The 16340-nt window shown below is 66.9% G+C and carries 15 protein-coding genes and 1 tRNA gene; 11 read left to right on the top strand and 5 right to left on the bottom strand.

The genetic code is table 11. From position 1 onward, the window contains the following. Positions 1 to 8 precede the first annotated feature (8 nt). Positions 9 to 3179: a fused isobutyryl-CoA mutase/GTPase IcmF gene (gene icmF, locus IT779_RS13930; protein ID WP_456299691.1), complete on the bottom strand. Its 3171-nt coding sequence runs from the start codon at positions 3177 to 3179 to the stop codon at positions 9 to 11. A 296-nt stretch (positions 3180 to 3475) separates the two neighbouring features. On the opposite strand from icmF, the gene IT779_RS13925 reads away from it, so the two are divergent. Genes IT779_RS13925 through IT779_RS13905 form a run of 5 tightly spaced genes read left to right on the top strand, consistent with a single transcriptional unit; the run spans position 3476 to position 8883 of the window. Beyond that, the gene (locus IT779_RS13925; protein ID WP_196150039.1) at positions 3476 to 4975 is read left to right on the top strand and encodes a CoA-acylating methylmalonate-semialdehyde dehydrogenase; all 1500 of its coding nucleotides are present in this window, start codon (positions 3476 to 3478) and stop codon (positions 4973 to 4975) included. A 2-nt stretch (positions 4976 to 4977) separates the two neighbouring features. Next, the gene (locus IT779_RS13920; protein WP_196149728.1) at positions 4978 to 6117 is read left to right on the top strand and encodes an acyl-CoA dehydrogenase family protein; all 1140 of its coding nucleotides are present in this window, start codon (positions 4978 to 4980) and stop codon (positions 6115 to 6117) included. Further along, positions 6114 to 7214: an enoyl-CoA hydratase/isomerase family protein gene (locus tag IT779_RS13915; protein WP_196149727.1), complete on the top strand. Its 1101-nt coding sequence runs from the start codon at positions 6114 to 6116 to the stop codon at positions 7212 to 7214. Before IT779_RS13920 ends, IT779_RS13915 begins: the two co-directional genes overlap by 4 nt. Continuing rightward, positions 7211 to 8110 carry a 3-hydroxyisobutyrate dehydrogenase gene (mmsB, locus tag IT779_RS13910; protein ID WP_332838793.1) on the top strand — a complete coding sequence of 300 codons (900 nt, stop codon included), beginning with the start codon at positions 7211 to 7213 and terminating at the stop codon, positions 8108 to 8110. Before IT779_RS13915 ends, mmsB begins: the two co-directional genes overlap by 4 nt. Beyond that, positions 8107 to 8883, top strand: coding sequence for an enoyl-CoA hydratase (locus tag IT779_RS13905; RefSeq protein ID WP_196149726.1), 777 nt, complete (start codon positions 8107 to 8109; stop codon positions 8881 to 8883). The genes mmsB and IT779_RS13905 overlap by 4 nt, the downstream gene beginning before the upstream one ends. Before the next feature lie 17 nt (positions 8884 to 8900). On the opposite strand, the gene IT779_RS13900 is transcribed toward IT779_RS13905, so the two are convergent. Together IT779_RS13900 and IT779_RS13895 are read right to left on the bottom strand one after the other, a co-directional pair. Next, entirely contained in the window at positions 8901 to 9962 is a 1062-nt protein-coding gene (locus IT779_RS13900) for an Hsp70 family protein (RefSeq protein ID WP_196149725.1), read from the bottom strand. 76 nt (positions 9963 to 10038) lie between these two features. Further along, entirely contained in the window at positions 10039 to 10641 is a 603-nt protein-coding gene (locus IT779_RS13895; protein WP_196149724.1) for a MarR family winged helix-turn-helix transcriptional regulator, read from the bottom strand. A 121-nt stretch (positions 10642 to 10762) separates the two neighbouring features. On the opposite strand from IT779_RS13895, the gene IT779_RS13890 reads away from it, so the two are divergent. The 3 genes from IT779_RS13890 (at position 10763) to IT779_RS13880 (ending at position 11555) form a co-directional block, all read left to right on the top strand. Next, positions 10763 to 10837 (top strand) — tRNA-Cys (locus IT779_RS13890). 80 nt (positions 10838 to 10917) lie between these two features. Then, a complete protein-coding gene (locus IT779_RS13885) occupies positions 10918 to 11142 on the top strand; it encodes a ribbon-helix-helix domain-containing protein (protein ID WP_196149723.1) in 225 nt (74 codons plus the stop codon). Positions 11143 to 11147: 5 nt separating this feature from the next. Beyond that, positions 11148 to 11555, top strand: a complete 408-nt coding sequence (locus IT779_RS13880; RefSeq protein WP_198428570.1) for a type II toxin-antitoxin system VapC family toxin — start codon at positions 11148 to 11150, stop codon at positions 11553 to 11555. 33 nt (positions 11556 to 11588) lie between these two features. Here IT779_RS13880 and IT779_RS13875 read toward each other — a convergent pair whose 3' ends face one another. After that, positions 11589 to 12989, bottom strand: a complete 1401-nt coding sequence (locus IT779_RS13875) for a metallophosphoesterase (protein ID WP_196149722.1) — start codon at positions 12987 to 12989, stop codon at positions 11589 to 11591. A 351-nt stretch (positions 12990 to 13340) separates the two neighbouring features. After that, positions 13341 to 14363, bottom strand: coding sequence for a 2'-5' RNA ligase family protein (locus tag IT779_RS13870; RefSeq protein ID WP_196149721.1), 1023 nt, complete (start codon positions 14361 to 14363; stop codon positions 13341 to 13343). 303 nt (positions 14364 to 14666) lie between these two features. On the opposite strand from IT779_RS13870, the gene IT779_RS13865 reads away from it, so the two are divergent. The 3 genes from IT779_RS13865 to IT779_RS13855 are packed head-to-tail and all read left to right on the top strand — an operon-like array spanning position 14667 to position 16325. Then, positions 14667 to 14990, top strand: coding sequence for a hypothetical protein (locus tag IT779_RS13865; RefSeq protein WP_196149720.1), 324 nt, complete (start codon positions 14667 to 14669; stop codon positions 14988 to 14990). Continuing rightward, a complete protein-coding gene (locus tag IT779_RS13860) occupies positions 14971 to 15492 on the top strand; it encodes a DUF6879 family protein (protein WP_332838792.1) in 522 nt (173 codons plus the stop codon). The genes IT779_RS13865 and IT779_RS13860 overlap by 20 nt, the downstream gene beginning before the upstream one ends. After that, the gene (locus IT779_RS13855; RefSeq protein ID WP_196149718.1) at positions 15489 to 16325 is read left to right on the top strand and encodes a helix-turn-helix domain-containing protein; all 837 of its coding nucleotides are present in this window, start codon (positions 15489 to 15491) and stop codon (positions 16323 to 16325) included. The genes IT779_RS13860 and IT779_RS13855 overlap by 4 nt, the downstream gene beginning before the upstream one ends. Positions 16326 to 16340 lie beyond the last annotated feature (15 nt).

The raw sequence follows: 16340 nt of genomic DNA, 5'->3' as shown, positions 1-16340 counted from the left end.
CCGATTCCTCAGATATTGCGGCGATACTGTCCACCCACACGGAAGAACGTATCGGTGATCTGCTGCAACGTGCACACCCGCGCCGCGTCCATCAACACCTCGAAGATGTTGTCATCGGTGCGAGCCACGGTCTCCAGCCTGGTCAGCGCCGCGTGCGCGGCATCGCGATGGCGGTTCTGGAATTCGCGGACGCGGGTGAGCTGGGACTGCTTCTCGGATTCGGTGCCGCGCGCCAATTCCAGGGTGTGTTCGGGTTCGCCGTGCGGATTGCGGAAAGTGTTGACGCCGATGATGGGCAGCGTCCCGTCGTGTTTGCGGTGTTCGTAGCGCATCGATTCGTCCTGGATGCGTCCGCGCTGATACCCGGTTTCCATGGCCCCGAGTACGCCGCCGCGTTCGCTGATCCGCTCGAATTCGAGCAGGACCGCAGCTTCCACCAGGTCGGTGAGTTCGTCCACAAGATAGCTGCCCTGGATCGGGTTCTCGTTCATCGCGACACCCCATTCGCGATTGATGATGAGCTGGATCGCCAGCGCGCGCCGCACCGAATCCTCGGTGGGGGTGGTGACCGCCTCGTCGTAGGCGTTGGTGTGCAGGCTGTTGCAGTTGTCGTAGATGGCGATGAGCGCTTGCAGGGTGGTGCGGATGTCGTTGAAGTTCATTTCCTGGGCGTGCAGCGAACGCCCCGAGGTCTGGATGTGGTACTTCAGCTTCTGCGATCGCTCGTTGGCCCCGTAGCGGTCTCGCATCGCCACCGCCCAGATGCGCCGCGCCACCCGGCCGATCACCGAGTATTCGGGGTCCATGCCGTTGGAGAAGAAGAACGACAGGTTGGGCGCGAAATCGTCGATATCCATCCCGCGCGCGAGATATGCCTCCACGTAGGTGAATCCGTTGGCGAGGGTGAAGGCGAGCTGACTGATCGGATTCGCGCCCGCTTCGGCGATGTGATAGCCGGAGATGGACACGGAGTAGAAATTGCGGACGCCGTTGCGCACGAACCATTCCTGGATGTCGGCCATCATGCGCAGGCTGAATTCGGTGGAGAAGATGCAGGTGTTCTGGCCCTGGTCCTCTTTGAGGATGTCGGCTTGCACGGTCCCGCGCACGGTGGCCAGCGTGGCGGCCGTGATTTGTTCGGCCTCGGCGGTGGTCGGCTCGCGTCCTTCGGTTTCGGTGAACCGGTGCGCGGCCTGGTCGATGGCGGTATTCAGGAAGTAGGCGAGAATGGTCGGCGCAGGCCCGTTGATGGTCATCGACACCGAGGTCGTCGGCGCGGTGAGCTCGAATCCGTCGTAGAGCGCCCGCATATCGTCGACCGAGGCGATCGAAACACCCGAGGTGCCGACTTTGCCGTAGATGTCCGGGCGTTCGGCGGGGTCGTGGCCGTAGAGGGTGACGGAGTCGAAGGCGGTGGAGAGCCGCTTGGCCTCCGCGTGTTCGCTGAGCACTTTGAATCGCCGGTTGGTGCGGAACGGGTCGCCTTCGCCGGCGAACATCCGCGCCGGATCTTCGTTGTCCCGCTTGAACGCGAATACCCCTGCGGTGAAGGGAAATCGGCCGGGCAGGTTTTCGGCCCGCAGGAAACGTAGCAGTTCGCCGTGATCGGTGTACCGCGGCAGCGCGACGCGCGGAATCGAGAGCCCGGACAGCGTCTCCCGACGCAGCGTCGTGCGTATCTCCTTGCCGCGCACGGTTACCACCTGTTCCGCGCCCGCGTACGAGGCGGCCAGCGCGGGCCATTCGGCGAGCAGCGCGGCATTGTCGGCGGTGAGTTCGCCGCGCGCGCGATCCAGCGCGTCGGCCACCGCCGCGACATCGGGCAGTTCGGCGGCCACGAGTTCCAGCCGCCGCACCCGCTGCGCGGCGGCGGCCTGTCCTGCGGTGTCGGCGTGGTATCCGCGCACGGTCTCGGCGATTTCGGCGAGGTAGCGCACCCGCGCGGGCGGGATGATCTGGGCGAACCGGGTGGACGCCCTGGTCTGCACGCGCGGCAGGGTCCCCGGCTCGAGCGGTAGCCCGATCTCGGCGAGGCGGCCGGTCAGATGCTGGTAGAGCGCGGTGACGCCGTCGTCGTTGAAAGTGGCCGCGCTGGTGCCGAAAACGGGCATGTCCTCCGGCGCCGAACCGAACGCCTCACGATTGCGGATCAGTTGGCGCGAGACGTCGCGCAGCGCGTCGGCGCCGCCGCGGCGTTCGAACTTGTTGATCGCCACCGCGTCCGCGAAGTCGAGCATGTCGATCTTCTCCAGCTGGGAGGCCGCGCCGAATTCCGGTGTCATCACATACAGCGACAGGTCGACGTGATCCACGATCGCGGCGTCGCCCTGGCCGATGCCGGGGGTTTCCAGGATCACCAGGTCGTAACCCGCTGCCTTGCAGGCGATCAGGATGCCGTCGATGTCGTTGGGCAGTTCGTGCCCGCCGCGCGTGGCGAGGGAGCGGAAGTAGATGTGGTCGCCGTCGAGCGCGTTCATCCTGATGCGGTCGCCGAGCAGCGCACCGCCGCCGCGTCGCCGGGTCGGGTCGACGGCGAGGATCGCCACCCGCAGCTTGTCCTGCTGGTCGGTACGCAGTCTGCGCACCAATTCGTCGGTGAGCGAGGACTTTCCGGACCCGCCGGTGCCGGTGATGCCGAGCACCGGCACCGCGCGCGCGGCGGCCGCGTCGGTGAGCGCGGCCCGGTCGGCGGCGGGCAGTGTGCCCGCTTGCAGACAGGTGATCGCGCGAGCCAGCGCGGGGCGTTCACCGGCGAGAACGGCGTCGAGGACCGGCGGCGCGGCGGCCGGGTCGGTGTCGCAGTCGCGGATGAGCCGGTTGATCATGCCAGGCAGCCCGAGCCGCTGGCCGTCTTCGGGGGAGAAGATGGTGACCCCGGATTCGGCGAGCCGCGCGATCTCCTCGGCGACGATCACGCCGCCCCCACCGCCGAAGATCCGAACATCGCCCGCCCCTGCCTTTTTCAGCGAGTCCGCGAGATATTCGAAGTATTCGACGTGGCCGCCCTGGTAGGAGCTGACCGCGACGCCCTGGACGTCTTCGGTGAGCACCGCGTCGACCACTTCATCGACCGAGCGGTTGTGGCCGAGGTGGATGACTTCGGCGCCCTGGGCTTGCAGAATGCGGCGCATGATGTTGATCGCGGCGTCGTGTCCGTCGAAGAGGGCGGCCGAGGTCACGAATCGAACGGGATGGGTTGGCGAGTGCAGTGCGTCGGCCACGGGTTACCTCCGGCGGTTCCTATGGCGCCCGATACTAGGACGTCAAACGAAGTCTACGGTGATCGCGGTCACAACGCCTGTGAAACGCGCGGTGGCGACCGGGAGGGGGTCCAACCAGTGAGAATGACGTTTCCGTGAGCGCTCCGGTGTGATAACTCACATATGGATCCCACGCTGTTTTACTTGGACATCCAACTATAGGATGACCGGTGATCGCCTCGACCGGGCATCATCTCGACGAGAACAGGACTGGCATGGTTCGCGAACTCACGCATTTCATCGGTGGACAGCACGTCCCCGGCACGTCCGGCAAGTTCGGCGACGTCTACGACCCGAATATCGGTCAGGTGCAGGCCAAGGTGCCGCTGGCGAGCAAATCCGAGGTCGAGGCCGTCATCGCGAACGCCGAGGCCGCCCAGGCCGGGTGGGCCGCCACCAACCCGCAGCGCCGGGCCCGGGTCCTGATGAAGTTCCTCACCCTGGTGCAGGACGAGATGGACTCCCTGGCGGCCCTGCTGTCCTCCGAACACGGCAAGACCATCCCCGACGCCAAGGGCGACATCCAGCGCGGACTCGAGGTCATCGAATTCGCCACCGGCATCCCGCACCTGCTCAAGGGCGAATACACCGAGGGCGCGGGCACCGGCATCGACGTCTACTCGCTGCGCCAGCCCCTCGGCGTCGTCGCGGGCATCACGCCGTTCAACTTCCCGGCCATGATCCCGCTGTGGAAGGCCGGACCGGCGCTGGCCTGCGGCAACGCCTTCGTCCTCAAGCCCTCCGAGCGCGACCCCTCGGTGCCGCTTCGCCTGGCCGAACTGTTCCTCGAGGCGGGCCTGCCTCCCGGCGTGTTCAACGTCGTGAACGGTGACAAGGAAGCCGTCGACACCCTGCTGCACGATCCGCGCGTCAAGGCCGTCGGCTTCGTCGGCTCCACCCCGATCGCGCAGTACATCTACGAGACCGCCACCGCCAACGGCAAGCGCGCCCAGTGCTTCGGCGGCGCGAAGAACCACGCCATCGTCATGCCCGACGCCGACCTCGACGATGTCGCCGACCAGCTGATCGGCGCGGGCTACGGCTCCGCGGGCGAACGCTGCATGGCGATCTCGGTCGCGGTGCCGGTCGGTGAGGAGACCGCGGACCGCTTGGTCGCCAAGCTCACCGAGCGCGTGCACAAGCTCAATGTCGGGCGCTCCGACGACCCCGGCGCCGACTACGGCCCGCTGGTCGGCCGCGACGGCCTCGACCGGGTCAACAAGTACGTGCAGATCGGCATCGACGAGGGCGCCGAACTCGTGGTCGACGGCCGCGGCCTCACCGTCGAGGGTGGCGAGGACGGCTACTTCGTCGGCGCCACGCTGTTCGACCGGGTCACCTCCGAGATGCGCGTCTACACCGACGAGATCTTCGGCCCGGTGCTGTCGGTGGTCCGCGCCAAGGACTACGAAGAGGGCCTGCGCCTGGCCAACGAGCACGAATACGGCAACGGCGTGGCCATCTTCACCCGCGACGGCGACACCGCCCGCGACTTCGCCGCCCGCGTGCAGGTCGGCATGGTCGGCATCAACGTCCCGATCCCGGTCCCGATCGCCTACTACACCTTCGGCGGCTGGAAGCGCTCCGGCTTCGGCGACCTGAACCAGCACGGCCCTGACTCCATCCGCTTCTACACCAAGACCAAGACCGTTACCCAGCGTTGGCCCGCGGGCGCCAAGGAAAGCAACGCGTTCGTCATCCCCACCATGGAATGACGATGTTCGACCTGAACGAGGACGACAAGGCGATCCGCGACACCGCGCGCGGATTCGCCGACGAATTCCTGGCGCCGAGCGCGCTGGAATGGGATGAGCGCAAACACTTCCCGGTGGACGTGCTGCGCAAGGCGGGCCCGCTCGGCCTCGGCGGCATCTACGTGGACGAGGACTTCGGCGGGTCCGGCCTGCGCAGGCTGGACGCGGTGCGCATCTTCGAACAGCTCGCCACCGGCTGTCCCGCCATCGCCGCCTACATCTCCATCCACAACATGGCGACCTGGATGATCGACAGCTTCGGCGACGCCGAACAGCGCGCCCGCTGGCTGCCGGGACTCACCGCCATGGAACAACTGGCCAGCTATGCGCTCACCGAACCCGGTGTCGGATCCGACGCGGCGGCGTTGAGCACCAAGGCCGTTCGCGACGGCGACGACTACATCCTCAACGGCGCCAAGCAGTTCATCTCCGGTGCGGGCTCCAACGATGTGTACGTGATGATGGTGCGCACCGGCGACACCGGCGCGCGCGGCATCTCGGCGCTCGTCGTCCCCGCGGACACGCCGGGACTCACGGTCGGGCCGAACGAGAAGAAGATGGGCTGGAACGCGCAGCCGACCCGTCAGGTGATCCTCACCGACGCGAGGGTTCCCGTCGCGAACCGGCTGGGCGCCGAGGGCGACGGGTTCCGCATCGCCATGAACGGTCTCAACGGCGGTCGGATCAATATCGCGGCCTGTTCGGTCGGCGGCGCGCAGGCGGCGCTCGACAAGACCGTGCCGTATCTGTCGGAGCGGCACGCTTTCGGCAAGCCGCTGGTCCGCAATCAGGCGTTGCAATTCGAATTGGCCGATATGCGAACAGAATTGGAGGCAGCGCGCACCCTGCTGTGGCGTGCGGCGGGCGCACTCGACGCCGACGCCTCCGACAAGGTCGAACTGTGCGCCATGGCGAAACGGTTCGCGACCGACGTCGGATTCGAGGTGGCGAACAAGGCGCTGCAATTGCACGGCGGCTACGGCTATCTCGCCGAGTACGGTCTGGAGAAGATCGTCCGGGATCTGCGGGTGCACCAGATCCTCGAGGGTACGAACGAGATCATGCGGGTGGTCGTCGCCCGCGCGGTGGTAGGAGCGGCATGAGTGAGCCCGAAGTTCTGATCGACACGCGTGACGGGCTCGGCCTGATCACGCTGAACCGGCCGAAGGCTATCAACGCCCTGAATCACGCTATGGCGCTGGCGATCACCGACGCGCTGCGGGCCTGGGCCGACGACGACGGCATCCGCACGGTCGTCGTGACCGGCGCGGGCGACCGCGGGTTGTGCGCGGGCGGCGATATCGTCGCCATCCACACCGACGCGACCTCGTCGCGGGCCGGTGGCGCGACGCCGTCGAAAGACCACAGCGCGCTCGCCGATTCGCCGACCGGCCGGTTCTGGCGCGACGAGTACGTGCTCAACGCGCTCATCGGCTCCTATCCGAAACCGTATGTGGTGGTGATGGACGGCATCGTGATGGGCGGCGGCGTCGGTCTGTCCGGGCACGGCAGCCACCGCATCGTCACCGAGCGCTCCAAGATCGGAATGCCCGAGGTCGGTATCGGTTTCGTGCCCGATGTCGGTGGCACCCGCCTGCTCGCGCACGCGCCGGGGGAACTCGGCACCCATGTCGCGCTGACCACGGCGAGGATGAGCGCGGGCGACGCCATCGCGGCCGGATTCGCCGACTACTACATCCCTTCCGACACCATCCCGGGCCTGCTGGAGACCTTGCGCACCGAGGCCGTCGACATCGCCATCGCCAAATTCGCCGGTGACGCACCGGAATCCGCGCTACTGGCCCAGCAGAGCTGGATCGACGCCTGCTACGGCGCGGACACCGTTGAGGAGATCGTCGACCGACTGCGGGCCGACGGCGCTCCCGAGGCGGCCAAGGCGGCCGAGGACATTCTGGCGAAATCGCCGGTGGCGGTGAAGGTCGCGTTGCGTTCGCTGCGCGCCGCGCGGGACCTGCCGACGCTGGAGGCGGTCCTCGACGAGGAGTACCGGGTGTCGGTGGCCACGCTGGCCTCGCACGATCTGGTCGAGGGCATCCGTGCGCAAGTCATCGACAAGGACCGGAATCCGCGCTGGAGTCCGGCTACCTTGGCCGAGGTCGACGCCGCGCTGGTCGACTCCTACTTCGCCGAATTGGGCGACAAGGAACTGGGTTTGAGCACTCCGGAAGGACAACGGTGACCAAGAAGATCGGATTCCTCGGCCTCGGGAACATGGGTGGCCCGATGGTGGCCAACCTCGTCACGGCGGGCCACGACGTGCTCGCCTTCGACCCGGTGCCCGCCGCACAGGACAAGGCGCGCTCCGACGGCGCGACCGTCGTCGCCACCGGCACGGAGGCCGCCGCCGACCGCGACGTGGTGATCACCATGCTGCCCAACGGCAAACTCGTCCTCGACGTCTACGCCGACCTGCTGCCCGCCGCGAAACCGGGCACGCTGTTCATCGACTGCTCCACCATCGACGTCGCCGACGCCAAAGCCGCCGCCGAACTCGCCGTCGCGGCGGGACATCGGGCCCTTGACGCGCCGGTGTCCGGCGGTGTCGCGGGCGCCGCGGCGGGCACCCTGACCTTCATGGTCGGCGGCGCGGCGGCCGACTTCGCCGATGGCCTGCCCCTGCTCGAGGTCATGGGCGCCAAGGTGGTGCACTGCGGCGGTTCCGGCGTCGGCCAAGCCGCCAAGATCTGCAACAACATGTTGCTCGGCATCTCCATGATCGGTCTGTCGGAGGCGCTGGTGCTGGGGGAGAAGCTCGGCCTGAGCCACCAGTCCTTCTTCGACGTGGTCTCCACCGCCTCCGGGCAGAGCTGGGCGCTGACCAGCTACTGTCCGGTGCCGGGTCCGGTGCCCGCGAGCCCGGCCAACAACGACTACAAGCCCGGATTCGCGACCGCGCTCATGACCAAGGACCTCGGTCTGGCCGCGAACGCCCTGCGCGACAACGGCGTGGACGGCGCGCTCGGCGCCCTCGCCGCCGAGATCTACACGCGGTTCAACTCCGAGCACGCCGGTCTGGACTTCTCCGCTATCGTCACCGAAGTACGTAACCGTTCCGATCGAGAAGGTGCGCAGTGACCGACTTCGAGACGATTCTGCTGGAACGCAAGGGCCGGGTCGGCTGGATCACGCTCAACCGTCCCAAGGCGCTCAACGCGCTCAACGGCCAGGTGCTCGACGATGTCATCGCCGCGCTCGACGAGCTGGAGACCGACGACGAGATCGGCGCGGTCGTCATCACCGGCTCCGAGCGTGCCTTCGCGGCGGGCGCCGACATCAAGGAGATGCAGCCCAAGTCGTATATGGACGTGTTCATGGACGACTTCTTCGCCCGCTGGGACCGGCTGGCGAACTTCCGCAAGCCGACCATCGCCGCGGTCGCCGGATATGCCCTCGGCGGCGGCTGTGAACTCGCGATGATCTGCGACATCCTGATCGCCGCCGACACCGCCAAATTCGGTCAGCCCGAGATCAAACTCGGCGTCATCCCCGGCATCGGCGGATCGCAGCGGCTCACCCGCGCCATCGGCAAGGCCAAGGCCATGGACCTGGTCCTGACCGGCCGCAACATGGACGTCGACGAGGCCGAGCGCGCGGGCCTGATCTCCCGCGTCGTCCCGGCCGCCGAACTGCTCGACACCGCGCTCGAGGTGGCAACCACCATCGCGTCGATGTCGCTGCCGGTGACGATGATCGCCAAGGAGTCGGTGAACCGGTCCTTCGAGACCACGCTCGCCGAAGGCCTGCGTTTCGAGCGGCGGGTGTTCCACTCGCTGTTCGCGATCGAGGACCAGAAGGAAGGGATGGCCGCGTTCGTGGAGAAGCGACCCGCGAAATTCGGCAATCGCTGAGCGTTCGGAGCTGTCGCTCAATGGTGGGACAGCTGCGGCGGTTCGGTGATCTCGATCTGGGTCGGCGCGGTACCCCTGTCCGGGGTCCGCGCCGAATTCCGTTCCATGGCAAGAAGTCCGGCGATGGTCGCGCCGAGCGCCACCGTCACCGCGACGGCCGCGATCACCTTGCGGCGCCCGACGGTCGGCGGCACGATGGGCGCCGGAAGCAGGGCGCGGGCGTCCACACGCGTCATCCTGACATCACCGTGATGGCGTTCGGCCGCGAGCAGCACCGCGCCGCGCGCCGAGACATACTCGGGTTCGGAATCGTAGATCACCGGTAGCTCTACGAGTTCGCCCAATTCGTCGCGCACCGTCGGACTGCGCGTGCATCCCCCGACCAGCACGATCCCGTCCGGTGGCACCCCGGTCTCCTCGATCAGCTGCCGCACGAAGAACACCGAGTGTTGGATGCCCGCGGTGCACAGTTCGGCCAAGTCGCTGCGGGTGATCACGGCTCGCGCACGGGAATTCGCGTCCAGCGCGGTGACGACGCGTGCGCTGCTCAGCGATTCGCGATGCCTGCGGCTGGTCAGTCTGTCGGTGAGCACGCCGCCGCGCGCGAGTTGCCAACGCAGCAGCGCGTCATAGCCGTCACCGCCGATGACAGTGCTTCGCCTGCTCGACAACACGGCCTCGGTGCGGCAGTCGGCGTGGGTGAGGGTGAGACCAGAGGCGCCGAGATCGTAGAGGATCACCGTGCCGGAATCGGGCAGCTGACCGGTGAACCGCAGATAGCGCAACTGGGCGAGTGGCTCGTCCACGATCGTCAGCGGATACGCGCCCGCGGCGGTGCGGATGGCTTCGGCGTGCAGCGGGCAGCGGCAGGTGACCGCGGTGCCGCTGATGAGCTCGTCGCGGCGATCCGCGGAACGGTGCATCAACCGGATAGCCTCGAGAACGGGTTCGTCGACGCCGCCGCCCGCGCGCCGCGGAATCTGGCAGCGGGCGATCGGCGGTAGATGCGGTTGATCGGAATGCGTCAGAACCGCGCGAGCGCCGCCCGCGCCCGCCGACACTCCGAGGACCAGCACCATGGCCTCTATGTTCTACCTTTTCCCCGCCGCTGCCAAGGGAATGCGACCGGTAATTCGCTGGAAGATCGCCGGGGCTTTACGAGTCGTCTGATTCGGCAGCGTGGTCAATGGACCAGTCGGGTTGCCGAGCTTGCTCAGATCCCGCCGACCACACCGCGTGATCGGTCCCGGTGTCGAAGTCGCCCGCATCGTGGCGGAATTCCGAGAGCAATTGCAGCAACAACTGCAACCGGTCCGGCGACAAACCGGGACGGGCGAACACCTTCGTATTCAGCTCCGTCGTCGCCCGCGCCACCAATTCCCGCCCCGCGTCGGTGATCTCGATCAGCGTGGCCCTGCGGTCACTCGGATGCGGCACCCGCGTGACCAACTCCGCCGCCTCCAACCTGTCCACCGTGTTGGTGACGCTCGTCGGATGCACCTGCAACCGCGCACTGGCCTTCGCCATCGGCAGCGCACCGGTCTTGCTGAAACCGAGCAGCATCAGCAGTTCGTACCGCGAGAACGTCAACCCCGTAGGCTTGAGCGCCTCATCCACCCGCGCCATCACGATCTGCTGAGCCCGCACCAGCGACGTGACCGCCGCCATCCCATCCGCCACCGCACCCCACCCGTGCCCGACCCACTGACGGTGGGCCTCCTCGATCGGATCGAGCGGAAGCGGACGTGGCCGAGACATGCAGACGATCATTCCATGCCCGCCGACCGCCACACCGCGGCATCGGATACGGATCGAATTTCGATCACGATGAACCCAAGCCTGGCCCTCTCGCCGCCCGACCGGCATTGTCGATGACGAGGCGGGCGTGGCTGAGTGGTTGAGGCAACGGTCTGCAAAGCCGTTCACGCGGGTTCGATTCCCGCCGCTCGCTCCAAGGCAGCAGGGTGCGCTGCCCGGAACCTGGTCCGACGCCATGCCACGTCGGACCAGGTCTCCCTGGTATGCTGGCATACCATGAAGCGTACGACCATCAAATTGCCCGACGAGCTCGATAGTCGTATCCGGCACGAGGCGTCTCGGCGTGACATGACCGTGTCGGAATGGACGAGGGAAGCGCTCACGGCCCATCTGCCGAACGAGGGGATTCGCAGGTTCGGGGCCGCAGGTGTCGGGCACAGTGGTCGCTCGGATATTTCGGAGCGGATCGAGGAGATCCTGCGCGGGGAGTCGGGCCGATAACCCGATTGCTGGTCGACGCGGGCCCACTGTACGCCTATGTCGACGCTGACGATGCGCATCACGCGGCTTGTTTGAATCTGCTGCAACGGCATCGAGGTCCGTTGGTCGTGCCGACGTTGGTGATCACCGAAGCCGCGTATCTCATCGGAACCCGTCTCGGGGCCGATGCCGAGGTGCGTTTCCTCGGAGATTTTGCGGAGGGCTTGTTCGAGGTGGAACCAGTGCATCCCGGTGACTGGCTGCGTATAGCCGAACTGGTTGCCCGCTACCGGGACTGGCCGCTCGGGACCGCTGACGCCTCGGTTGTCGCGGCTGCGGAGCGATTGGACATCACACGGATAGCTACTGTCGATCGCCGTCATTTCGGCGCGATTCGGCCAAGACACACTGCGGCATTCGAACTCGTCCCATAAGGGGCCAGGTCGCCGCGAAACTCGTGTATGTGCTCAGGTGAGGCCGGAGAAGTCTCGGTGTACTACGTGGTTGCGGTCGGTGAGGTGGCCCAGGGTGTAGGCGGGGATGAGGCCGAAGTATTCGTTGCGGGTGAGTGCGCTCCACTGGCGGGCGGCGGGGGTGCGGGTTTTGTAGAAGGAGACCATGTAGCCGCCTTCGTGGATTCGGAGGAGGGTGTAGCCGCCGGGGTATTCCTTCACCGAGGCGACCTCCAGGAATTCGACGTCGCAGGGTGTGTCGGGGCGGGTGCGTAGGTTGCGGTGGGTGTGGCCCGCGTGGTGCAGGAATACTCCGGGGGCGCGGGTGTACAGGGTTTGGAGTTCGGTGCTGTCGGATGCGTTCAGGATGAATCCGGGGCCTGCGAGGGCGGTGGCGCCGGATGTCCTTGTCACGGGGTGGTGTCCGAATATCAGGGTGGGGCGGTCCGGGTCCGCGGTGAGGATTCCGGTGAGGTGATCGAATTGGGGGCGGTCGATTCGTCCGCCCGTGCCGTCGAGTTCGCTGGTGTCCAAGCCGAGTAGGCGTAAGCCGCCGATCTCGTGTTGGACGAGTTCTTCGCGTGGGACGAAGAATTCGGTGAAGCAGTCGCGGTGGTCGGCGGTCGCTGGTGCGCAGGAAGCGTAGTCCGCGCCGGTGTGCGGGCGGTCGTGATTGCCGCGCGCCACCAGATAGTCGCGGCCCAGGGCGCCCCAGGAATCCAGTTGTGCGCGTACCGATCTCGACTGGGACGGTGTGGCTTCGGCGGTGAGGTCGCCCGCGAGGATCAGTCGCTGCGCACCGCGATCGGGGGCGCGCAGGTCGTCAAGCAGGGCGGCGAGCATCACCTCCGGATAGGGCGGCAGGTCGGGAAGTGAACGGAATCCCGGTGGGAAATCGCCGACTATGAGACCGCTCACCGTCTCGCCGTAGTGCACGTCGTTGCCGAGCGCAAAGGTGCGCAGCAGTCGACCCGGCGGCGGGACCAGGGTGGTGAACTCCCCGCAGACCTCGGGCGCGTCCGGCGCGAGCGTGACCGGGTTCAACGCGGAAACGGCGCGCACTCCCTCCGACTCCGCCTCGAAGATGTAGCGCCGCCCCGGCTCCAACCCCGTGATCTCCGCGTAGTGGAACGGCGTCGGCTCCGCGCTCTCGTACATCGTCACCGGCGCGGACCCGACCGGTGCGACCCGCACCGCACCCGAGGACGCCACCGGCACCGGCTGTCCGCTCGCATCCGGCGCGACGGTGGTCCAGGTCATGATCACCGACCGATCCGTCACCGTGACCAGTTCCAGATCCGTGGCGATCAGCGAATTCCGCTGCGCACGAGATGCTCCCGCGCCGAGCGCGGAGGAAAGCGTGGCCACGGCCATCGCACCGAGCAGCGTCCGTCGGGTAGGCCCGCAGCAGCTCATGCCGCGAGCGTACGTCACCGGTCGCGGTGCCCGTCGTTGCCTGAACTGTCGGGCATACGGCGGTCGATCCGGCGAGTGCCGTCCGCGCTCGACGGGCGAGGGCGGCTCGTGGCGTGATCTACGTGAGCGGTCTCCGCGGACATTCCGCTCGCCTCGTCGACTGCCGAGGGGATTCCAGGCGCGAACTCGAGGGATTCAGCTGCCGTCACGCTCGCGCCGACGTCGCCCGGGATCGAGTGCAGGTCGACGGAACCATCGCGCGCGTGCGGCCGGTAATCGCACATCCCGCACCGATGTCGACTGTTTCGGCGCCGAATCCCGCGCACCCGCGGTCTCGACACCGCCCTCCTCTCATCCGCCGAGCCGCACGTCCCCCTGTGTGTCCCAGCGATACTCCCGCCCCTCGCGACGCACCCGCACCAACTCCACCTTCTCGACCCGCACCGTCACCGGCTCCAGATCGCGCAGCCCGGCGACTTCATCGATCATCCGACCGGCAGGCAGTGCACTGTTGAGATACCCCACTCCCAGATGCGGTCGAAAATCGAAGGTTTCACGCAACAGTCCACCCGCGCCGATCGACGCCGCACGCAGCACACGATGAATCTCGATGAGGTGGTTCCACGGCGTCACCGAAAAACGCAGCGCACTTCGCGATCCCGTCAAAGGGCCGATCTCCAGATCGAACGGCGCGATGCGGGCAAGTCCGACGCGGGCGGCGCCGAGGATGCCGGGCAGTCGAGTCGCAGGCGTCTGTTCGGCGTCGCCTATCCCGAGGATCGTCAGGTGCAGTCCGTCCGGCGGCACCGGCGCGATATCGGTGTCGGCGAAACTCTTCTGGCATCGTGCGGTGAGTTCGACGAGCGCGGGATCGTCGAAGGTCAGATACCAGTAGTAGCCCGTTCGGTCCGCGGGCCAGGGTTTCGCCGACCAGTGATCGCCGAGTTCGGTCAACGCGCGGAAGGCGGTCCAGTCGTTGGCGCGGATGGTTTCCGGTTGTGAGATCGAGGCCGGTGCGGGCGGGAATGTGTCGGCGGCCGTTTCGATTCCGGTGCGAATGGCATCGTAGCGGCGCGCGTAGGTGGCGGGTTCCGGCGCGAGCACATTGAGTTCGCAGGCGCGGATCAGTCTTTCGGGAACGGTTCCGCCGAAATGCGCCAGGCTGGGCGCGACGACCGCGTCGATGTCGAGCGCGCGAATCACGTTGATCAGCCGGGTTTCCGGGTCGTCGGTGGCATTGCTGAAGGTCACCGTCTTGGTCAGTTCGTAGCCGAGTCTCTTGGCGTGACTTCGTATCCGGGTTTCGTCCCACTGCTGGTGGATTCCCGAGACATCCTTGCGGAGATAGCCGATCGCGGTCGGTTCCGTGCGCATCCGGTCAGCCGAGGGGTTCCGCGTCGAGCAGTGTTGCGTGGCAGGGGATCGCCGTCGAATGTCGGAGCCGAGCGATCGCCGTCCGCGAACCGTCCTGCGGGATCAAAGACACCTTCTGCCTTCCGTAGTCGATTGTGGGCAGCGCGAATCCACGGGTGGTCGTGCCCACCGAGCACGCTATGGGGCGATACGGTTCGGGTTCCAGATTCTTTCTCGAGATTTCTTGCGCGAAGTCGAACGGATGTGACGTCGTGACCACTGGTGAGAAGGTCGGTACCGATACCGAGCAACGAGGGAGTGCGAATGTATGTGCGGCTGCTGGGTGGCGGGTCGGGGGACGGCGGCTCACCGCGTCTGTGGGCCTCGGACCGTGACACACTGGTGGTACAGGGGTGGAAGACCGGCCATCGGGACAGAATCGAGATCCCGCACAGACTTCTCGCCTTCGCCGAACCCGGTACCTGCCTGACCGGTTTGGAAGACACCAATCGTGGCACATTTATCGTGACAGGAACACGTGTCACCGATGCCGAGGCCCTGACGATCATGCAGATCCCCGGTCATGAAGCGGCCGTCGAGGTGGCGATCGGACAGGAGTTGATGCCGGATGCGGCTTTACCGGCGTGACGCCTTATCGGAATTACTGGCGAATGCGAGATATCGTGCCTTCCATCTCGAAACCCGAGACGAATACCTGTCGGACACGGAGCATTCCGCGATGACCGAATTCCTGGCCGACGAATCCACCGATCCCGGCGGCGCCTGGTTCGTGCCGTGGGCCGAACTGGTCGCCGCGACCGTCGCGCGCGGCGTCGCCGTCGATCGCGCGCGGATCGTGACCACACCGCACGGTCCCTACACCCGCTACCTGCTCGCCCTGACCCCGCACAACATCGCGGCCGGCGAGGATGTGCGGTGGTTGCCGCGCCGCGACGCCGCGCCCACCGACGCACGTGCCGACGACTACTGGCTCATCGACGACCACCTCGTCGCCTATTCGATCTTCGACGAGAACGGCTGGTGGTCCGGCACCGCCGCGACCGGGGACACCCGCATCGTCGACTATGCCCGCGAGATACGCGACCGCGTATGGCCCGCTTCGATTCCGCACGCCAGTTACCCGCGGTGACCGACGTCGATCAGGCCAGGCAGGCCCTGGGTGCGAGGCTGCGCGAACTGCGTATCGCGGCCGGTATGTCCGGTGCGCGGCTGGCCGATTTCGCGGGATGGCCCGCGTCGAAGGTGTCCAAGATCGAGCACGGACGCCAGTTGCCCACCGAGCAGGACCTCACCGATTGGTGCCAGCTCACCGATTCCGACCTCGCGCTGCCCGACCTCATCGCGACCGTCCGCAATGTGAACGCCGCCTACCTCGAGTGGCGCCGCGTCATCGCCGACGGGCACGCCCACCGCCAGCGCCAGAGCATCGAACTGGAATCGGTGACCCGCCTGGTCCGCGGCTACGACCCGCTGATCCCCACCGGCCTGCTCCAGACCCGCGACTACGCCGAGGCGATCCTGTCGCGCTGCATCGAATTCGCGGGCGGCGCGAACGACTTGGCCGAAGCCGTTGAGATGCGCATGCGCCGCCAGTCGGTCCTGCGCGACGGCGTGCACCGCTTCCACTTCCTCATCGGCGAACCCGCCCTCTACACCGGAGTCGGCGACGATTCCGTGCGCCGCGCCCAACTCGAACACCTGCTCGACCTCATGACCCTCACCCGCGTGGTCATCGGCATCGTCCCGAAAACCGCGGAATTCCTCTACACCACAACGAACTTCGTGATCTACGACCGCCGCCGCGTGCACGTCGAGACGGTGACGGCCCAACTCACCATCACCCAACCGGGAGAACTGGTCCAATACGAACGCACCTTCACCGCCCTCACCGAACGGGCCCTCTACGGCGACCACGCCCGCACCATGATCCGCACCGCCGCCGAACATTCGTCCACGCCCTGACCTCGGGCTCCGAGC

The sequence above is a fragment of the Nocardia bovistercoris genome, assembly GCF_015674855.1.
Lineage (GTDB): Bacteria > Actinomycetota > Actinomycetes > Mycobacteriales > Mycobacteriaceae > Nocardia > Nocardia bovistercoris.
The sequence above is the reverse complement of the archived record's forward strand: the minus strand, read 5'-3'. Positions and strand labels throughout refer to the sequence as shown.